The organism is Streptomyces sp. NPDC001351 (genome assembly GCF_042896045.1).
Classification (GTDB): Bacteria; Actinomycetota; Actinomycetes; order Streptomycetales; family Streptomycetaceae; genus Streptomyces.
On the sequence record NZ_JBIAWS010000001.1, the window covers coordinates 550,832 to 567,040 of the forward strand.

General features: G+C 71.0%; 14 protein-coding genes and 2 pseudogenes. 10 read left to right on the forward strand and 6 right to left on the reverse strand.

Annotation, left to right across the window (positions count from 1 at the left end):
- Nucleotides 1-370 precede the first annotated feature (370 nt).
- Nucleotides 371-856, forward strand: a complete 486-nt coding sequence (locus ACFY1U_RS02515; RefSeq protein ID WP_390692290.1) for a hypothetical protein — start codon at nucleotides 371-373, stop codon at nucleotides 854-856.
- Nucleotides 857-1,055: 199 nt separating this feature from the next.
- Nucleotides 1,056-2,042, forward strand: a complete 987-nt coding sequence (locus tag ACFY1U_RS02520; RefSeq protein WP_390692291.1) for a carbohydrate kinase family protein — start codon at nucleotides 1,056-1,058, stop codon at nucleotides 2,040-2,042.
- 276 nt (nucleotides 2,043-2,318) lie between these two features.
- On the opposite strand, the gene ACFY1U_RS02525 is transcribed toward ACFY1U_RS02520, so the two are convergent.
- From ACFY1U_RS02525 to ACFY1U_RS02535, 3 genes are all read right to left on the reverse strand, one after another.
- On the reverse strand, nucleotides 2,319-3,941 hold the full coding sequence (locus ACFY1U_RS02525; RefSeq protein WP_390692292.1) for an AMP-binding protein: 1,623 nt from the start codon (nucleotides 3,939-3,941) through the stop codon (nucleotides 2,319-2,321).
- Between the two features lie 125 nt (nucleotides 3,942-4,066).
- Nucleotides 4,067-4,423 (reverse strand): MazG-like family protein, encoded by a 357-nt coding sequence (locus tag ACFY1U_RS02530; RefSeq protein WP_390692293.1) that lies wholly within the window; start codon nucleotides 4,421-4,423, stop codon nucleotides 4,067-4,069.
- Between the two features lie 22 nt (nucleotides 4,424-4,445).
- Complete coding sequence (locus ACFY1U_RS02535) at nucleotides 4,446-5,015, reverse strand: DoxX family membrane protein (RefSeq protein ID WP_390692294.1); 570 nt, start codon at nucleotides 5,013-5,015, stop codon at nucleotides 4,446-4,448.
- Between the two features lie 259 nt (nucleotides 5,016-5,274).
- Here ACFY1U_RS02535 and ACFY1U_RS02540 point away from each other — a divergent pair, with 259 nt between their 5' ends.
- The 3 genes and pseudogenes from ACFY1U_RS02540 (at nucleotide 5,275) to ACFY1U_RS02550 (ending at nucleotide 8,084) form a co-directional block, all read left to right on the forward strand.
- On the forward strand, nucleotides 5,275-5,601 hold the full coding sequence (locus tag ACFY1U_RS02540) for a nuclear transport factor 2 family protein (RefSeq protein ID WP_390692295.1): 327 nt from the start codon (nucleotides 5,275-5,277) through the stop codon (nucleotides 5,599-5,601).
- Between the two features lie 76 nt (nucleotides 5,602-5,677).
- Nucleotides 5,678-6,657 (forward strand): annotated as a pseudogene (locus ACFY1U_RS02545) (aldo/keto reductase).
- A gap of 278 nt (nucleotides 6,658-6,935) precedes the next feature.
- A complete protein-coding gene (locus ACFY1U_RS02550) occupies nucleotides 6,936-8,084 on the forward strand; it encodes a D-alanyl-D-alanine carboxypeptidase family protein (RefSeq protein WP_390692296.1) in 1,149 nt (382 codons plus the stop codon).
- Between the two features lie 247 nt (nucleotides 8,085-8,331).
- Here the strand turns inward: ACFY1U_RS02550 and ACFY1U_RS02555 are convergent, their stop codons facing one another.
- The gene (locus ACFY1U_RS02555; protein ID WP_390692297.1) at nucleotides 8,332-9,117 is read right to left on the reverse strand and encodes an SDR family oxidoreductase; all 786 of its coding nucleotides are present in this window, start codon (nucleotides 9,115-9,117) and stop codon (nucleotides 8,332-8,334) included.
- A gap of 163 nt (nucleotides 9,118-9,280) precedes the next feature.
- Between ACFY1U_RS02555 and ACFY1U_RS02560 the strand changes: the two genes are divergently transcribed.
- The 5 genes and pseudogenes from ACFY1U_RS02560 (at nucleotide 9,281) to ACFY1U_RS02580 (ending at nucleotide 14,351) form a co-directional block, all read left to right on the forward strand.
- Nucleotides 9,281-10,594: a multidrug effflux MFS transporter gene (locus ACFY1U_RS02560; protein ID WP_390692298.1), complete on the forward strand. Its 1,314-nt coding sequence runs from the start codon at nucleotides 9,281-9,283 to the stop codon at nucleotides 10,592-10,594.
- Nucleotides 10,546-11,733 carry a serine hydrolase domain-containing protein gene (locus ACFY1U_RS02565; RefSeq protein ID WP_390692299.1) on the forward strand — a complete coding sequence of 396 codons (1,188 nt, stop codon included), beginning with the start codon at nucleotides 10,546-10,548 and terminating at the stop codon, nucleotides 11,731-11,733. Before ACFY1U_RS02560 ends, ACFY1U_RS02565 begins: the two co-directional genes overlap by 49 nt.
- A gap of 144 nt (nucleotides 11,734-11,877) precedes the next feature.
- Nucleotides 11,878-12,873 (forward strand): small ribosomal subunit Rsm22 family protein, encoded by a 996-nt coding sequence (locus tag ACFY1U_RS02570; RefSeq protein ID WP_390692300.1) that lies wholly within the window; start codon nucleotides 11,878-11,880, stop codon nucleotides 12,871-12,873.
- A gap of 40 nt (nucleotides 12,874-12,913) precedes the next feature.
- A pseudogene (locus tag ACFY1U_RS02575) lies at nucleotides 12,914-13,577 on the forward strand (TetR/AcrR family transcriptional regulator).
- 39 nt (nucleotides 13,578-13,616) lie between these two features.
- Complete coding sequence (locus ACFY1U_RS02580; protein WP_390692301.1) at nucleotides 13,617-14,351, forward strand: bifunctional DNA primase/polymerase; 735 nt, start codon at nucleotides 13,617-13,619, stop codon at nucleotides 14,349-14,351.
- Nucleotides 14,352-14,373: 22 nt separating this feature from the next.
- Here the strand turns inward: ACFY1U_RS02580 and ACFY1U_RS02585 are convergent, their stop codons facing one another.
- Together ACFY1U_RS02585 and efeU are read right to left on the reverse strand one after the other, a co-directional pair.
- Entirely contained in the window at nucleotides 14,374-15,375 is a 1,002-nt protein-coding gene (locus ACFY1U_RS02585) for a hypothetical protein (RefSeq protein WP_390692303.1), read from the reverse strand.
- Entirely contained in the window at nucleotides 15,335-16,207 is an 873-nt protein-coding gene (efeU, locus tag ACFY1U_RS02590) for an iron uptake transporter permease EfeU (protein ID WP_390692304.1), read from the reverse strand. Before efeU ends, ACFY1U_RS02585 begins: the two co-directional genes overlap by 41 nt.
- Between the last annotated feature and the right edge of the window lie 2 nt (nucleotides 16,208-16,209).

Consider the following 16,209-nt stretch of genomic DNA (forward strand, 5'->3'; position numbering starts at 1 on the left):
TGGATCTCATGAGAACGACTGGTGATGATCCGCGGCGGCGCCAGGATAGTACGGGGGGAATGAGTCACCGGATGATTCCGGCCCCCTCCCGGCAGCGTGCGACGGGTGCGCTCGATGATGCCGACGACGAGTTCGTCCAAGGTGGCACCGGCCAGTGGGTCGGTCCAGATCGTCGGGTATGCCGCATCCGCCACGTCGCGTCACCGCCACTCCAGGGCGCCGGGTGTGTCCCGGCTGCTGCCGGAACTGTGAGCGCGGGAACTGGAGTGCGGCTGGACCAGTACTCGGTGCCCGCTCGCACGTTCGACCGGTTCTGTAGGCCGTGGCTCTACCGTCGGCGCCTTCGACGGTGATGAGAGGGGAGCGAGCGATGAGCCGACTGTCCTGCGGCGCGTTCCGCGCGCCGGCTCTGGCCGTACTCGGCCTGACGACGGCGATGGGCATGACGATACCGGCAGGCGCGGCCGACGCCACCGGGCACTCCTCGCCGGTCGGTGTGTGGGAGGGCACGGTCCGGCACGGCGCGGGGACGGATGACCTGGTGCTGGCGTTCCACGCCGACGGTTCGGTGTGCCTCGCCGTGACCGGCGTACCGGACGGAGGCAGGGCCGGGGGCGAGGGGAGCTGGCGGGCCGCGGGGCCGGACATGTTCTCGTATGTGGTGAAGGAGTGGCTGTACGACGCGACCGGCGCCGTCACGGGCTCCGTCGACATCGACCAGCGCGCCGTCCAGCGCGCCGGGACGTTCGACAGCACGGGGGTCTCGAAGATCTACGACGCGCAGGGCGCCTACGTGGGCTCGACCGAGGCCGAGGTCTCGGCCCGGCGCGGCGGTGCGCAGCCGAAGTGCCCCTGAACCGGCCTCGTCCGGTTCCGCAACGACCAGCCCATGACGACCCCAGGGAGTGTTGTGTCCCGTTGCCTGTGCACCTCGGACTCCGTGACCGAGGGCCACCCCGACAAGATCGCTGACCGGATCGGCCTTACCGTTCCCGCGTTCACCCGGGAGAAGAGGGACCGCGTGGACGTGCTGCGGAAGGCGGCGCGGGCCTGACATGCGCATCGCCGTCACCGGTTCCATCGCCACCGACCACCTGATGACCTTCCCCGGGCGCATCGCCGACCAGCTGCTGGCCGACCGCCTGGACCGCGTCTCGCTGTCCTTTCTGGTCGACACCCTGGACATCCGCAACGGCGGAGTGGCCGCCAACATCGCCTACGGACTGGCCCGCCTGGGACACCGGCCCGTGCTCGTGGGAGCGGTGGGCGCGGACTTCCACGACCACGGCGCCCGGCTGGCAGGCCTCGGCGTCGACACCTGCGGCGTCCATGTCTCCGCAGGCCGCCACACCGCCCGGTTCCTCTGCACGACCGACCCGCACGGCAACCAGCTCGCCTCCTTCTACCCGGGCGCGATGACCGAGGCGTCCGCCATCGACCTCGCGGAGGTCCTCCGTCGCTGCGGCGGGGTCGATCTGGTGCTGGTCGGTGCCGACGACCCCTCGGCGATGCTCCGGCACACCCGGACCTGCCGCGACCGCCGCGTCCCCTTCCTCGCCGACCCGTCCCAGCAACTGGCCCGGCTCGACGGCACGGACATCGGCGAACTGGTCGACGGCGCCGACCACTTGTTCACCAACGAGTACGAACGCGAGCTCCTGCTCAGCAAGACCGGCTGGACCGAGAACGAGGTGCTGCGCCGGACCGGCACCTGGGTGACCACCCTCGGCGAGAAGGGCTGCCGCATCGACCGGGCCGGCTGGCCGACCGTGCGTGTTCCTGCCGTGACGGCGATCCCGGTGGCGGACCCCACCGGGGCGGGAGACGCCTTCCGCGCGGGTTACCTGGCGTCCCTGGCCGAGGGCCGGGACACAGTGCGATGTGCGCAGAACGGCGCGGCCCTGGCCGCGCTCGCCCTGTCGGCCCTCGGCACCCAGACGTACGACGTTGCCCCCGGTGACCTGCCCGCGTTGCTCACGGCGGCCTACGGCCCGGGTGCGGCCACCCCCGCCGGCCCGCTGTCCGAGGCGCGCCGCTCATGAACCGCGCCGCTCATGAACCGCGCCGGAGAAGTGTCTCCGTCGTCGCCTCCAGGCACCGCGCGAACTCCTCCCCGAAGCCCAGCTCGGCGAAGAGGCCCGTCAGGTAGTCGATCCCCGGCACGGCCCGACCATCGGGACGCGTGTGGCATGGAGCTGCGGCCCGGGATGCCGCGTGATCCGGCCGCCTGGACGGGCATCCTGCGTGACGCGTCCGCACCCATCGCCGGCTTACCCTCGCCGCCCGGAGCGACGTCACCTAGGCAGCCGCACAGACCATCACTTCGGCAGTCGGCCCGCCACGTACTCCTCCCGGAGCGTGTTCTTGCGGATCTTGCCGGAGCCCGTCAGCGGGAACCCCTCGACGAACACCCAGGTGCGGGGAGTCTTGTGCGGGGCCAGATGGGCGCGGACGTGGTCGAAGAGGTCCTTCTCCAGCACAGTCTCATCCACCGTCTCGCCCGCCGTGTGGCCCGAGTTGAGGCGGATGAAGGCCGCGACCCGTTCGCCCCAGACCGGGTCGGGGACGCCCACGACCGCGGCCTCGGCGACGGCGGGGTGTTCGGCCAGTACCTGCTCGATCTCGCGCGGGTAGATGTTCTCGCCGCCCCGGATGATCATGTCCTTCAGACGGCCCTCGATACGGCAGTAGCCGCGCTCGTCCATCGAGGCGAGGTCGCCGGTGTGCAGCCAGCCGTCGGTGTCGATGGCGGCGGCGGTCGCGTCCGGGGCGTCGAGGTAGCCGGTCATGACGTGGTAGCCGCGGGTGCAGAGTTCGCCGGTGATGCCTGGCGGTACGACCGTTCCTGTCGCGTCCACGATCTTCACCTCCGCCAGGGGGAGGGGCCTGCCCACCGTGCGGGCGCGGTCGTCCGCGGTGTCGTCGAGGCGGGTGATCGTGATGCCCGGGGACGCCTCGGTCTGGGCGTAGATGATGGCCATCGGGACACCGAAGACCTCCTCGATCCGGCGCACCAGTTCGGGTGGGACCGAGGCGCCGCCGGACAGCATGAACCGTAGGGACGAGAGGTCGGTGCGGGGGAGGGCCGGGTGTTCGAGCATGGCGATCATAATCGTCGGCACGCCTCCCAGCATCACGCAGCGTTCGGACTCGGTGAGTTCGAGCATCAGACCCGGCTCGAAGTGCGGCGGCAGGACATGGGTGCCGAGGCTGGTGATCGAGGCGAGGGTGGCCAGTACGCAGCCCGCCGTGTGGAACAGCGGCATCGGGTTGAGCGCGGCCTCGCCCGGCTGCAGCCCGAAGGTGCGGACGTAGGCCAGCCGCGCGTTGTTGGTGATGCCGCGATGGTGCAGGATCACGCCCTTCGGGATGCCGGTCGTGCCCGAGGTGTACTGGATCTGGGCCGGTGCCGAGGCGTCGACCTCGGGTAGCGCGCGGTCGGTCGAGCCCTCGGCGCAGAATTCCGCCCAGTCCTCGAACAGCACGCTCGTGCGCAGGTCGGGGAGGTCCGCGCGGATGTCGGCCAGGGTGCGGGCCATCGGGTTGCCGCGGTACTCGCGGCGCAGGAAGACGCCGGCCGCGCGGGAATGGCCGAGTACGTGGCGCAACTCCGCCTCGCGCAAGGCCGGGTTGATCGTGACGAGCGTGATCCCTGCGAGAGCGGCGGCGAGTTCGAGGATCACCCACTCCGGGATGTTGTTCGCCCACACCGCCACGCGCTCGCCCGGCGAGAAACGGCCGAGCAGGGCCCTCGCCGCACGCTCGGACTCGTCGAGCAGCTCGGCGTACGTCCACCGGCGGCGCTCGGCGGGATCCGGCACACCCTCGACCAGGGCGGTGGTATCCGGCGCCAGTCGGGCCGCGCGGCGCAGCAGTGATCCGACGGTCTCGTCCAGGATTTCCTCGTCGGACTCGCCCGCCCAGTACGACGTTGCCACCATGCCAGCCCCCCCGGATGCCGTGTGCCGTGCGTGTCGGATACGGCGTCAGTATCCGGACCGGGGCCCGCGGCACGCCACCCCGCCGGCCCCATCCACCTGCCGGACGGCCGAGTTGCGCCCCTGCGCTACGCGGACGGGCCGAGGGAGCGCGCGGTCACCTTCGCCAGGTGCCGGGTGAACACCTCCCGGGTGTCCGGCGTCAGCGTGCGCAGGGCCACGAGAGCCGTGATGACGACATCGCAGAGCTCGCCCTGGACGTCCTCCCAGGTGTGGGTGATCCCCTTGCGCGGGTTCTGGCCGGTCGCGCCGATCACCGCCTCCGCGACCTCGCCGACCTCCTCCGACAGCTTGAGCATGCGCAGGAGCATGCCCTCCTGGCCACCGTGCGGACGGTTCGCGTCGAGCCAGGTCCACAGGTCGTCGACGGCCTGCCAGATGTCGGGGGAGGCCGAGGTCTCGGGAGGCAGGGGCTGATCAGTCATGGGCCCAGCCTGCCCGACCGGGTCACTCCCTGAACAGCGCCTCCTCCTCCGCGAACAGTGCCTCCTGCTCGTCCGGCTGCTTCTTGTCCCGCAGGCGCTTGTTCCGCGCCCCCACGACCAGCGCCGTGGCCGCCGCCGTCACGCCGAGTGCCGTCGGGACCATCCAGCCGCGGTCGAAGACATGGCCGAGCGCGTGGTCCAGGGAGAGACGGCCGGGGCCGGCGACCGCGAGGCCGGTGGCGGCCAGGGCGAGGGTCGCCGCGTACTCGTAGCCGCCCTCCGCGTTGAAGAAGCCGTTCGGGGCGTGCACCGCGGACGCCCCGGCCATCGCGCCGGCCGCCGCCGCACCCGCCGCCGGGGTCGCCAGGCCCAGCGCCAGCAGTGTGCCGCCGCCGGCCTCCGCGAGGCCCGCCGCCGTGGCGCTCGCCTTGCCGGGTGCGTAGCCGACTGACTCCATGAACTGGCCGGTCCCCTCGATGCCGTGTCCGCCGAACCAGCCGAACAGCTTCTGCGCGCCGTGCGCCGCCAGCACGCCGCCGGCACCCAGCCGGAGCAGCAGCAGGCCCAGATCACGCCGGTCGTAAGAGCTCATGATTTCTCCCGGGACAGACAACAGGGACAGACAACGGGGACGGGGACGGACAACGGGGGCGGGGACGAACAACGAGGACGGAGACGGGCAACGGGGGCGGAGACGGACAACGGGGACGGGCAACGGGGACGGGCAACGGGTTCCGGCGAACAGGAACACTCCCCTCCGCGTGTCCACCGTCCCACTCCTCACACCTCGCGGACCCCTCCACGCAGCCGTTCGGGTGGCGGGTCCCGGCGGGCGGTGTGACTCTGCTGGCATGACGATTCAGCCAGCCAAACTCAGCGACCCGGCCGTCCGCGCGTTCGTCACCGCCGTCAACGCCCACGACCGGGACGCCTTCATGGCCCTCCTCACGGAGGACGCGACCATGGCGGACGACGGCTCCGACCGGGACCTCGCCGACTGGATCGACCGGGAGATCTTCTCCTCCAACGGTCACCTGGACGTCGACAACGAGTCCCAGGGCGGCCGCGCCCTCCTCGCCCACTACCGCAACGACGCCTGGGGCGAGATGCGCACCCGCTGGAACTTCACCATCGAGGACGACGGCCGGATCTCCCGCTTCGAGACCGGGCAGGCGTAAGTCACACGGACACACGCACGTACACGCGTACGACCCCTTGCCTTCGTGCGCGCTCCAACTCCTACCGTTCTCGGTCATGGAGACGAACAGGACCCTCGGTCGCAGCGGCATCGAAGTAAGCGCTCTCGGCTTCGGCTGCTGGGCCATCGGAGGCGAGTGGCACAACGCCGAGGGACAGCCGCTCGGCTGGGGCAAGGTCGACGACGACGAGTCCGTACGGGCGATCCGCCGCGCCCTCGACCTCGGCGTGACCTTCTTCGACACCGCGGACACCTACGGCACCGGACACAGCGAGCGCATCCTCGGCCGGGCGCTGGGCAAGCGCCGAGCCGACGTCGTCCTCGCCACCAAGTGGGGCAACGTCTTCGACGAGGAGACCCGCACCCTCATCGGCCGCGACGACTCCCGGCGCACGCCCGCCGTGCGCTGACCGCGTCGCTGAAGCGGCTGGGGACCGACTACGTCGACCTCTACCAGCTGCACATCTCCGACGCCGACCCCGAGCGTGCCGCCGAACTCCGGGACCTGTGCGAGGAGTTCGTACAGGAAGGGCTGATCCGCGCCTACGCCTGGAGCACCGACGACCCCGCCCGCGCCGCCGTGTTCGCCGAGGGGGAGCACTGCGCGGCCGTGCAGCATGCGGCCAACGTGCTGCAGGACGCGCCCGAGATGTTCGCGCTGTGCGAGGAGTCGGGGCTCGCGAGCATCAACCGCAGCCCGCTGGCCATGGGGCTGCTGGCGGGCAGGCGTCAAGGCGCCCTGGAGGCGGGCGACATCCGCAGCAGGCCGCCGGCCTGGCTCGAGGGCTTCAGCGAGGGCTCCGGAGCCGACGCGGACTGGGTCGCCCGGATCGACGCGCTCCGCGAGATCCTCACCAGCGGCGGCCGTACCCTCGCCCAGGGCGCCCTCGCCTGGCTGTGGGCGCGCAGTCCCCGCGCTGTCCCGATCCCCGGCTTCCGTTCGGTCGCGCAGGCCGAGCAGAACGCCGGCGCGATCGCGAAGGGGCCGCTCACCGACCGGCAGCTGGCCGAGGTCGACCGGACCCTCGGACGGTGAGCGGCGGCCCTGTCAGGAGCGCAGGCCCCGTTCCGTCTGCGTGATCCGCCCCGCCTTCTTGAGACAGATGCCAAAACACCCCGTTCCTCGAAGGTTCTTGGAGCCCACTGTGTGCGCTGCCACAAGCCAGGGAGAAACCTTTGAGCCGGACCGAGTAAAAGATGTGTCAGGCCGAGAAAGTCGGATGCCGGGTCAGAATTCCGTAAGACAGGCAATTCCTATGCCGTAGACGGCGTACTGGCAGGAAACTGCTGTTGAGTGGGTGTTACGGTCCCGGGATGCACGGTTCTTCTCCGCTGTCCCGGCGTGCCGCTCTCGGCCTTGCCGCAGCCGCCATTCCGCTTGCCTCGGCGACTCCCGCATCCGCTGCCGGCACCGTCGTCGGCGGTGAGCGACTCGCCCGTGACGGAATTCAGGTGAGCGGCGCCACAGGTCTGCCCGGGAAAATCACCGCAAGTGCCTGGATCGTCGCCGACTGCGAGAGCGGGGAGGTGCTCGCCTCGTTCGCCGCGCACCGGCGCCTGCCGCCCGCGTCCACACTGAAGATGCTGTTCGCCGACACCGTCCTGAAGAAGTTCCAGCGCGGTCAGCGGTACAAGGTGACCGACGCCGACCTGGCCGACATCCCGGCCGGTTCCAGCCTGGTCGGGGTCAAGCCCGGGATCACGTACACCGTCGAGCAGCTGTGGCAGGGCGTCTTCCTTCGCTCCGGCAACGACGCCGTGCATGTGCTCGCCCATATGAACGGGGGAGTGGCCAAGACGGTCGCCGAGATGCAGGCCAAGGCCGAGGACCTGCAGGCCCTGGACACCCATGTGGTGAGCCCCGACGGCTTCGACCACAAGGGGCAGCTGTCCTCCGCCTACGACCTCACCCTGTTCGCCCGGCACGGACTGAAGAACGCCGACTTCCGCGAGTACTGCCACACCAAGATCGCCGACTTCCCGGCCGGCGGCAAGAAGACCTTCCAGATCCAGAACACCGACCGTCTGCTCACGGGCGCGTGGGGCTTGAAGACGTACGACGGGCTGATCGGCGTCAAGAACGGTTACACCAGCCACGCCGGCAACACCTTCACCGGTGCCGCCACTCGCGGCGGCAGGACCCTGCTGGCCACCGTGATGCACCCCAAGGCCGGCTCCAACGCCGTCTACGAGGAGACGGCCGCGCTGCTCGACTGGGGCTTCACGCACGGTGGTTCGGCCCAGCCGGTGGGCACACTGGTCGAGCCGCTCAGCGAGGGCGGGGCCAGGGCCACGCCCACCCGCAAGACGGCCCAGGCGGCGGCAGGCGCCCCGGGCGCGGGGTCCGGGGACCCTTCGACCTGGCGGCTGCTGGAGGGCGCGGGTGGCACGATCGCCCTGCTCGCGGGCGGTGTCTGGGCGCTGCGCAGACGCGGCAAGAGCGGCGGCAGACACGCCAACTGACGTATGTGGCAGCCGTTCCACGCACCGGTGCGTACCTCGCGGTCCCACGCGAGATCCACCCCCACCCGGTGCGGTGGAACGGCTGCCATCCCCCCTCGGCATGGACTGTCGGCCTACGGAACCTCACTCCCTCAAGTGTGAAGTTCTTGTGTAGGAGATTTGAGCATAGGTCCACGACCGGCCGCAATGGTGCGGATGCTCAAATTCCGGTTGTGCAAGTTGATGAGTTGAGGACCTGCCGCGGCGGTCAACCGCGGCCCACGTACGGCATCGCGGTCGCCAGAACCGTCGCGAACTGCACGTTCGCCTCCAGTGGCAGCTCGGCCATGTGCCGCACCGTGCGCGCCACATCGGCGACATCCATCACCGGCTCGGGCGCGATCTCGCCGTTGGCCTGCAGCGCGCCGGTCTGCATCCGGGCCGTCATGTCGGTGGCCGCGTTGCCGATGTCGATCTGCCCGACCGCGATGTTGTACGGCCGCCCGTCCAGCGAGAGCGACTTGGTGAGGCCGGTCAGCGCGTGCTTGGTCGCCGTGTAGGCGACGGAGTGCGGTCGAGGCGTATGGGCGGAGATCGAACCGTTGTTGATGATCCGCCCGCCCTGCGGGTCCTGCTGCTTCATCTGCCGGTACGCCGCCTGGGCGCACAGGAACGCCCCGTTGAGGTTGGTGTCCACCACATGCCGCCAGGCCTCGTACTCCAGCTCCTCGACCGGCACCCCGCCGGGACCGAACGTCCCCGCGTTGTTGAACAGCAGATCCACCCGCCCGAACCGCTCGACCGCGGCGGCGAACAGTCCGGCCACGTCGTCGGGCCGCGAGACGTCGGTCCGTACGGTGAGACATACGCTGCCCGGCACCAGCGCCGCCGTCTCCTCCAGCGTCCCGGGGCGCCGCCCGGCCAGCGCCACCGACCAGCCCGCACGCAGCAGCTCCACGGCAACCGCCCGCCCGATGCCGGAGCCGGCACCGGTCACCACCGCGATCCTCGACTGCCCGCTGGTCCCCTGCTTCTCCGTCTCCATGGCATTCATGGGCCCGCAGCGTAGGCGAGGGTCCGGCATACGGGACGAGACCGTCCGCCATCCGGGTCAGGGCGGCCCGACGGGCACGTGACATTCGGCACTGTGTGCGAGCTGAGACCATAGGGGGCGCATCACTCGGAGAATCCGGAGAGATTCGGAGAGGGAGGGGCACATGCCCGAGCAGGGGGCGTCGACACCGCGCGTGTCGACACCGCACATACCGCAGACGGCCGGACCGGATACGGAACCGGCCGTCGCCCGTACCGTTCCCCGCACCGGACTGCTCGTCACCCTGATCCTCGGCGGCCTCACCGCGACGCCCCCGCTGGCGATGGACATGTATCTCCCCTCGCTCCCGGAGGTCACGAACTCCCTGCACGCCCCCGCGGCCACCGTCCAGCTCACGCTCACCGCCTGCCTGCTCGGGATGGCGCTGGGACAACTGGTGGCCGGCCCGATGAGCGACCGGTGGGGCCGTCGGCGCCCCCTGCTGACCGGCATGGTCGCCTACGTCGTCTCGACCGTCCTGTGCGCCGTCGCGCCGACCGTCGAGTCGCTGGTCGCGTTCCGCCTCGCGCAGGGGCTGGCGGGCGCGGCGGGAATCGTCATCGCGCGCGCCGTGGTCCGCGACCTGTACGACGGCGAGGCGATGGCCCGCTTCTTCTCCACCCTCATGCTGATCGGCGGGGTCGCCCCGATCGTCGCGCCACTGATCGGCGGGCAGATCCTGCGGGTGACGGACTGGCGGGGCGTGTTCGTGGTGCTCACGGTGGTGGGCACGGTGCTGACCGCCTTCGTCTGGACGAAACTGCCCGAGACCCTCCCCGTAGCCGAGCGGCACGGCGGGGGAGTCGGCGAGGCCCTGCACTCGATGCGCCGCCTCCTCGCCGACCTGCCCTTCACCGGTTTCATGCTCGCGGGCGGGTTCGCCTTCGCCGCGCTCTTCGCCTACGTATCGGCCTCGCCGTACGTGATCCAGGAGATCTACGGCGCCTCCCCGCAGACGTTCAGCCTGCTGTTCGGCCTGAACTCGGTGGGGCTGGTGGCCGTCGGTCAGATCAATGGAAAGCTGCTGGTCGGAAGGGTCCGCCTGGACCGGGCGCTCGGCGCGGGTCTGCTCGTCGTCATCGCCGCCGCGACCGCACTCCTCCTCATGTCCACCGGAGTCCTCGGCAAGGTCGGCCTGGCGCCCGTGGCCGCGGCCCTCTTCGTGCTGATGTCCGCGATGGGGGTGACCCTGCCCAACGCCCAGGCGCTCGCCCTGATGCGCACCAAGCACGCGGCCGGGTCGGCGTCCGCACTGCTCGGCACCTCCTCGTTCCTCATCGGCGCCGTCGCCTCCCCGCTCGTCGGGATCGCCGGAGAGCACACCGCCGTCCCGATGGCCGTCGTCCAACTGGCCGCGGCGCTGGTGGCACTGGGCTGCTTCGTGGGAATGTGCCGATCCCACAGCGGCCGTACGAGCGTGGAAGGAGCGGGGAGCTGAGCGCACCGAGACTGCGCAGGGACAGTCCCGAGCGGGCCGGACTCGACCCCGGCGAACTCCGCCACCTCGTCCAGGAGGTCCACGACCTCACGACCGGGGACCACCCCTGGGCCGCGGGCACCGTCGTCGTCGCCGGGCGCGGGCCGGTGATCGCCGTCGAGGAGGCGGCGGGCTGGGCCGTCAGATACTCGGCCTACGACCCCGACACGGACCGCGGCGTCGAACTCCCGCCCTCGGACCGGGTCCCGATGACCGTCGACACGCCCGTCGACCTGGCCTCTCTCACCAAGCTGTTCACCGCGGTCGCCGCCGTGCAGCAGATCGAGCGGGGCACGCTCGGGATCGATGCGCGGGTCGGCGCGTATCTGCCCGAGTTCCGTGCGGCGGTCCGGCACGGGATCACCGTGCGGGAGCTGCTCACTCACACCTCCGGGCTGCGGCCCGAACTTCCGCTGTACGACTGTGCCGACGACGCGGAGCGGCTGGAGAGGCTGCGGGCGGAGGTGCCGATCGGGGTGCCCGGGACGTACACGTACTCCGACCTCAACTTCCTCCTGCTGCAGTTCGTTCTGGAACGGGTTTCCGGGCGGACCCTGGACGTCCTGATCCATGACGGGATCACCCGTCCGCTGGGGATGCTGTCGACCGATTTCGGGCCCTGTCCGGGGGCGGCGGCGACGGAGGATCAGCGGCGGCCGTGGGCCAAGGCCGACCGGGGCATGGTGCGCGGTGTCGTACACGACGAGAACGCATGGGCGCTGGGCGGCATCGCGGGCCATGCGGGACTCTTCTCGACGGGGCGTGACCTGGCTGTCTTCTGCCGGACTCTTCTGGCGGGGGGTTCCTACGGGCCCGCCCGCATCCTCGGCACCGACTTCGTGGAACTGCTGCTGGCCCCGCCGGGGCTCGGCTTCGCCGTCGACCAGGCGTGGTTCATGGGGGAGCTGGCAGGGCGGGGAGCGGCGGGGCACACGGGGTTCACGGGGACGTCGGTGGTGCTGGATCCGGCGACGGACACGTTCTTGGTGCTGCTGGCGAATGCGGTGCATCCGCGGCGGCGGGGGCCCGACAGCCGCCCCCGCGCGGCAGCGGCGACCCGCCTGGCACGGGCGGTGTATCGCAGCCCGTCCAGGGCCTGATTCCTTTGTCGCCGGCCGGGGCTTGATCTTTCAGCCCGTCCGGCGTTTGAGGACGAGGCCGTTCAGGCCGAAAGCGGGGGGCTGGGGGCGCAGCCCTCAGGGACGGGACGGGTAGGGGCGGCGGGGGCGAAATAGAATCGGCGGGTGAACGACCCCGTAGCCCCGGCCGAAGTCCTGCGCCGCAGTCTTGCCGGCCTCCTCGGCGGGCTCCCGCCCAAGCAGGCCGCCCAGGCCGTCGACCGCCTCATCGCCAACTACCGCGGAGCCACCCCCACCGACGCCCCCATCCTCCGCGACCGCGCAGACGTGGCCGCCTACGCCGCCTACCGCATGCCCGCGACCTTCGAGGCGGTGCACGCCGCGCTGGAGGCGTTCGCCGACGCCGTGCCGGACTTCACACCCGGCAGCCACACCGACCTCGGCGGCGGCACCGGCGCCGCCACCTGGGCCGTCACCGCCACCTGGGACGGCACCCGTCCCGTCACCGTCCTCGACTGGTCGGAACCCGCCCTCGCCCTCGGTGAGGAAATCGCCGCCGCCAACCCCGCCCTGGGACAGGCCAGTTGGCGACGCGCCCGCATCGGCGCCGCCCTCACCCTCGACGACACGGACCTCCTCACCGTCTCCTACGTCCTCAACGAACTCTCCGAACCCGACCGCACCGCCCTCGTCGACGCCGCCGCGGCCGCCGCCCGGGCCGTCGTGATCGTCGAGGCCGGCACCCCCGCGGGGTACACCCGCGTCATCGAGGCCCGCGACCGCCTGATCGCCGCCGGGTTCCATGTCGCTGCACCCTGCCCGCACAGCGCCGGCTGCCCGATCGTCCCCGGCGAGGACTGGTGCCACTTCGCGGCCCGGGTCAGCCGTTCCTCCCTGCACCGCCAGGTCAAGGGCGGCTCCCTGCCGTACGAGGACGAGAAGTTCAGCTATGTCGCCGCCGCCCGCTTCCCCGTGGCCCCCGCGCCCAACCGTGTCGTACGCAAGCCCCAGATCCGCAAGGGCCAGGTGCTCCTGGACCTGTGCGAGACCGAACCGTCCCTCGGCCGCACCACGGTCACCAAACGCCACGGCGACCTCTACAAGGCGGCCCGGGACGCGGACTGGGGCGACCCCTGGCCGCCGTACCTCCAGGAGTCGTAGAACCACAAGCCGTAGCAGCATGAGCCAGTACCGTCGGTCCATGGTCAAGAGGCCCGCCCCCGACGCCGCCCGCCGCAGTGAGAGGTCCCGTCGCGCGATCTAGGACGCCGCTCTCGCGCTGGTCGGTGAGATCGGCTACCCCGAGGACGACCATCGAGGGCATCGCAGCCCGGGCCGGCGTCGGCAAGCAGACGATCTACCGCTGGTGAGGGTCGAAGGCCGACGTCCTGCTGGAGGCCTTCCTCGACCTCAGCGCGCCGGCGGCGCGGGACGCGGGCCAGGAGCCGTACGTCATCCCGGACACTGGCGACCTCGCCGCCGACCTCAAGGCCGTGCTCCGGGTCACCGTCGACCAGCTGAAGGACCCCCGGTTCGAGGCGCCCTCCCGGGCGCTGGCCGCCGAGGGCCTCGTCAACGAGGAACTCGGCCGGGAGTTCGTGACCAAGCTCCTCGAACCCTCGCTCCAGCTGTACGTCGACCGGCTGCGTTCCGCGCAGGAAGCCGGTCAGGTCCGCCCCGAGATCGACCCGCGCATCGCCCTGGAACTGTTCGTCTCACCCCTCGCCCAGCGCTGGCTGCAGCACACGGGACCGATCTCGTACGCCTACACGGACACACTCGTCGAGTACGCCCTGCACGGTCTTGCCCCTCGTACCCCGGATGTCCCTTCTGGCACCCCGGAGCACGGCCCGGTGGGACCATAGGGCATGCTGTTGCGCACGACAGCGAGGCGAGGGTGATAGATGAGCGCGGAGTTGGGCGGCCGGACCGGCCGGCAGGGCAAACTCTCCCAGTGGCTGCGTGGCCGCCGCCCGAAGGAGACCGGCGCCGACGACGCCGGACGTGAGGCCCTGCTGCTCGCCGCCGCCTCAGCGGGTCTGCCGCTCGCCCCCGCCGCGTATCCCGCCCCCGGCTACCGCTGTTCCTGCGACCGCGTGGGCTGTCCCACGCCGGCCCGGCACCCGGTGTCGTTCGCCTGGCAGACGCAGTCCACCACCGACCGCGCCCAGATCGAGCGCTGGGCCCGCCACCAGCCGCAGGCCAACTTCATCACAGCGACCGGCATGGTGCACGACGTCCTCGACCTGCCCCTGGAGGCCGGCCGGGAAGCCTTGGAGCGGCTGCTCGCCTCCGGCATCGAGGTCGGGCCCGTCGCCGAGAGCGACGACGGACGCCTGCTGTTCTTCACCCTCACCAGGGGCACCCCCGAGGACGAGGACGAGTGGTGGCCGTGCGAGCTGGACTGCCATCCGGAGACGATGGACGAGCATCCGGGGCTGCGGTGGCACTGCCGTGGCTCGTACGTCCTCGTGCCGCCGGCAAGGCTGCCCGGTGAGCAGAGTGTGCACTGGGTACGGGGGCTTGAGCATCCGCTGCCGGATCCTCTGAGCCTGCTGGAGATCCTCACGGATGCCTGCGCCCGCTATGCGGGTGAGGAGCCCGACCACGCGGGTGCGGGCTGGCCCCTCCGGCACTAGGCGCCACCTGAACCGCAGCTGCCTACGACCCCTGCGCCGACGTCAGTCCCTCCAGCCGGGACAGGACCGACACCTGCCCGCCGCCGGCGCCCTGCTGCGGGTCCAGAGCCACCCCGTTCGACATGTACTCCAGCGTCAGTGACTGCTTGACCTCGCCGGTGGTCAGGGCCTTCACGCTCGCCGTCTGTGCGGGGATCGAGGTGCCCTCGGCGGCGGTCTGCTTCTCGTAGCGGCGGTTGGTGAAGAACACCAGCGCACCGCCGTCCGCCGTGCGCAGCGCCAGGGGGGCGTAGCTGCCGCTGATGAGCGGCTCGTCGATGAACTGCGTGACCAGGCCCGGCTTCTTGGACAGCTTCTTGCGCTGGGCGCGCCACTGGTCGGTGTGCGGACCCGGGGCGAAGACCTTCCCGCCGTTCTTCAGGTAGGTCGCGTAGTCCTTGCTCAAGTCCCCGGGCGGGACGGCGAATTCGGTCGAGTTCACCGGTACGGTCTCGGCCCAGCCGGCCGCGTCCTTCTTCACCTTCGGCAGCGTGCCCGGGCGGATGAGCGTCAGATACGCCACCTTCCACGGCCGGCCGAGACCATCGCGGTGGAACACCAGCAGCCAGTGCAGATTGCCGCCCTTGTTGCCCTGGGCCTCCGCGACGAACCAGCGGGGCCAGCCCGCCTTCTTCGGGATCGTGTACGTCACGTCGGTCAGCTGCAGCGGTGTGTGCGCCGGATTGCCGGACGGGCTGAGCGTGTGACCGGCCTTGAGGCGGGCCGCGTCGATGTCGCCCAGGGCGCCGGTGACATGGTCGGCGTCGAGCGAACTGTCGTACGCCTTGTCCGCCTTGTTGTACGCGGACGTGAACTGTTCGAGCGCCTTGGCCGCCTCGGCGCGGGTGGAGGAGGGGAGCACCTCGCGCTCCCCGTGCACCACCACACAACCGCTCGCCGTCAACGACAAAGCGGTCGCCGAGGCCGCAATCAGTGCGCTTCGCTCAAGCCTGCGGAGCCTTCGAGGGCCGCGATCCCTGCTCATCAGGTGTCTTCACCTTCCCCTTCCCGGAGGCGAACCCTACCGGGGCGAAGAACAGCGCGAGCGTCGGGATCAGGTACAGCAGCCACACCGTGACCTGAAGGACGGTCGGGTCCGGCTGGAAGTTGAAGACGCCCTTGAGGAGGGTGCCGTACCAGCTGTCCGGCGGGATGGTGTCGCTTATGTCGAACGCCAGGTGCGTCAGGCCCGGGATCCAGTCGGCCTCCTGAAGGTCGTGGAAGCCGTACGCGAGCACGCCCGCGGCCACGACGACCAGCATGCCGCCGGTCCAGGTGAAGAACTTCGCGAGGTTGATCTTCAGGGCGCCGCGGTAGAACAGCCAGCCCAGGAAGACCGCGGTCGCCAGGCCCAGCGCCACGCCGATCAGGGGGCGCGGCGTGCCGTCGCTGGCCGCGTGGACCGAGGCCCACACGAACAGGGCGGTCTCCAGGCCCTCCCGGCCCACGGCGAGGAACGCGGTGGCGACCAGGGCGCCCGTGCCCATGGCGAGGGCCGCGTCCAGCTTGCCGTGCAGCTCGGACTTCAGGTGCCGGGCGGTGCGCCGCATCCAGAACACCATCCAGGTCACCAGGCCGACGGCGACGACGGAGAGGGAGCCGCCGAGCGCCTCCTGTGCCTCGAACGTCAGCTCCTGGGAACCGAATTCGAGGACGCAGCCGAAGCCCATCGCGATCAGGACGGCGATGGAGATGCCGATCCAGATGGGCCGGATGGCGTCCCGGCGGCCCGTCTTGACCAGGTAGGCGATCAGGATGCAGACGACCAGGCTGGCTTCGAGCCCCTCGCGCAGACCGATCAGATAGTTGGAGAACACGG

What these genes read in the sequence shown, in the direction of transcription:
- ACFY1U_RS02515 (WP_390692290.1), top strand. Translation starts at nt 371, where the DNA reads ATGAGCCGACTGTCCTGCGGCGCGTTCCGCGCGCCGGCTCTGGCCGTA.
- ACFY1U_RS02520 (WP_390692291.1), top strand. Translation starts at nt 1,056, where the DNA reads ATGCGCATCGCCGTCACCGGTTCCATCGCCACCGACCACCTGATGACC.
- ACFY1U_RS02525 (WP_390692292.1), bottom strand. Translation starts at nt 3,941, where the DNA reads ATGGTGGCAACGTCGTACTGGGCGGGCGAGTCCGACGAGGAAATCCTG.
- ACFY1U_RS02530 (WP_390692293.1), bottom strand. Translation starts at nt 4,423, where the DNA reads ATGACTGATCAGCCCCTGCCTCCCGAGACCTCGGCCTCCCCCGACATC.
- ACFY1U_RS02535 (WP_390692294.1), bottom strand. Translation starts at nt 5,015, where the DNA reads ATGAGCTCTTACGACCGGCGTGATCTGGGCCTGCTGCTGCTCCGGCTG.
- ACFY1U_RS02540 (WP_390692295.1), top strand. Translation starts at nt 5,275, where the DNA reads ATGACGATTCAGCCAGCCAAACTCAGCGACCCGGCCGTCCGCGCGTTC.
- ACFY1U_RS02550 (WP_390692296.1), top strand. Translation starts at nt 6,936, where the DNA reads ATGCACGGTTCTTCTCCGCTGTCCCGGCGTGCCGCTCTCGGCCTTGCC.
- ACFY1U_RS02555 (WP_390692297.1), bottom strand. Translation starts at nt 9,117, where the DNA reads ATGAATGCCATGGAGACGGAGAAGCAGGGGACCAGCGGGCAGTCGAGG.
- ACFY1U_RS02560 (WP_390692298.1), top strand. Translation starts at nt 9,281, where the DNA reads ATGCCCGAGCAGGGGGCGTCGACACCGCGCGTGTCGACACCGCACATA.
- ACFY1U_RS02580 (WP_390692301.1), top strand. Translation starts at nt 13,617, where the DNA reads ATGAGCGCGGAGTTGGGCGGCCGGACCGGCCGGCAGGGCAAACTCTCC.
- ACFY1U_RS02585 (WP_390692303.1), bottom strand. Translation starts at nt 15,375, where the DNA reads ATGAGCAGGGATCGCGGCCCTCGAAGGCTCCGCAGGCTTGAGCGAAGC.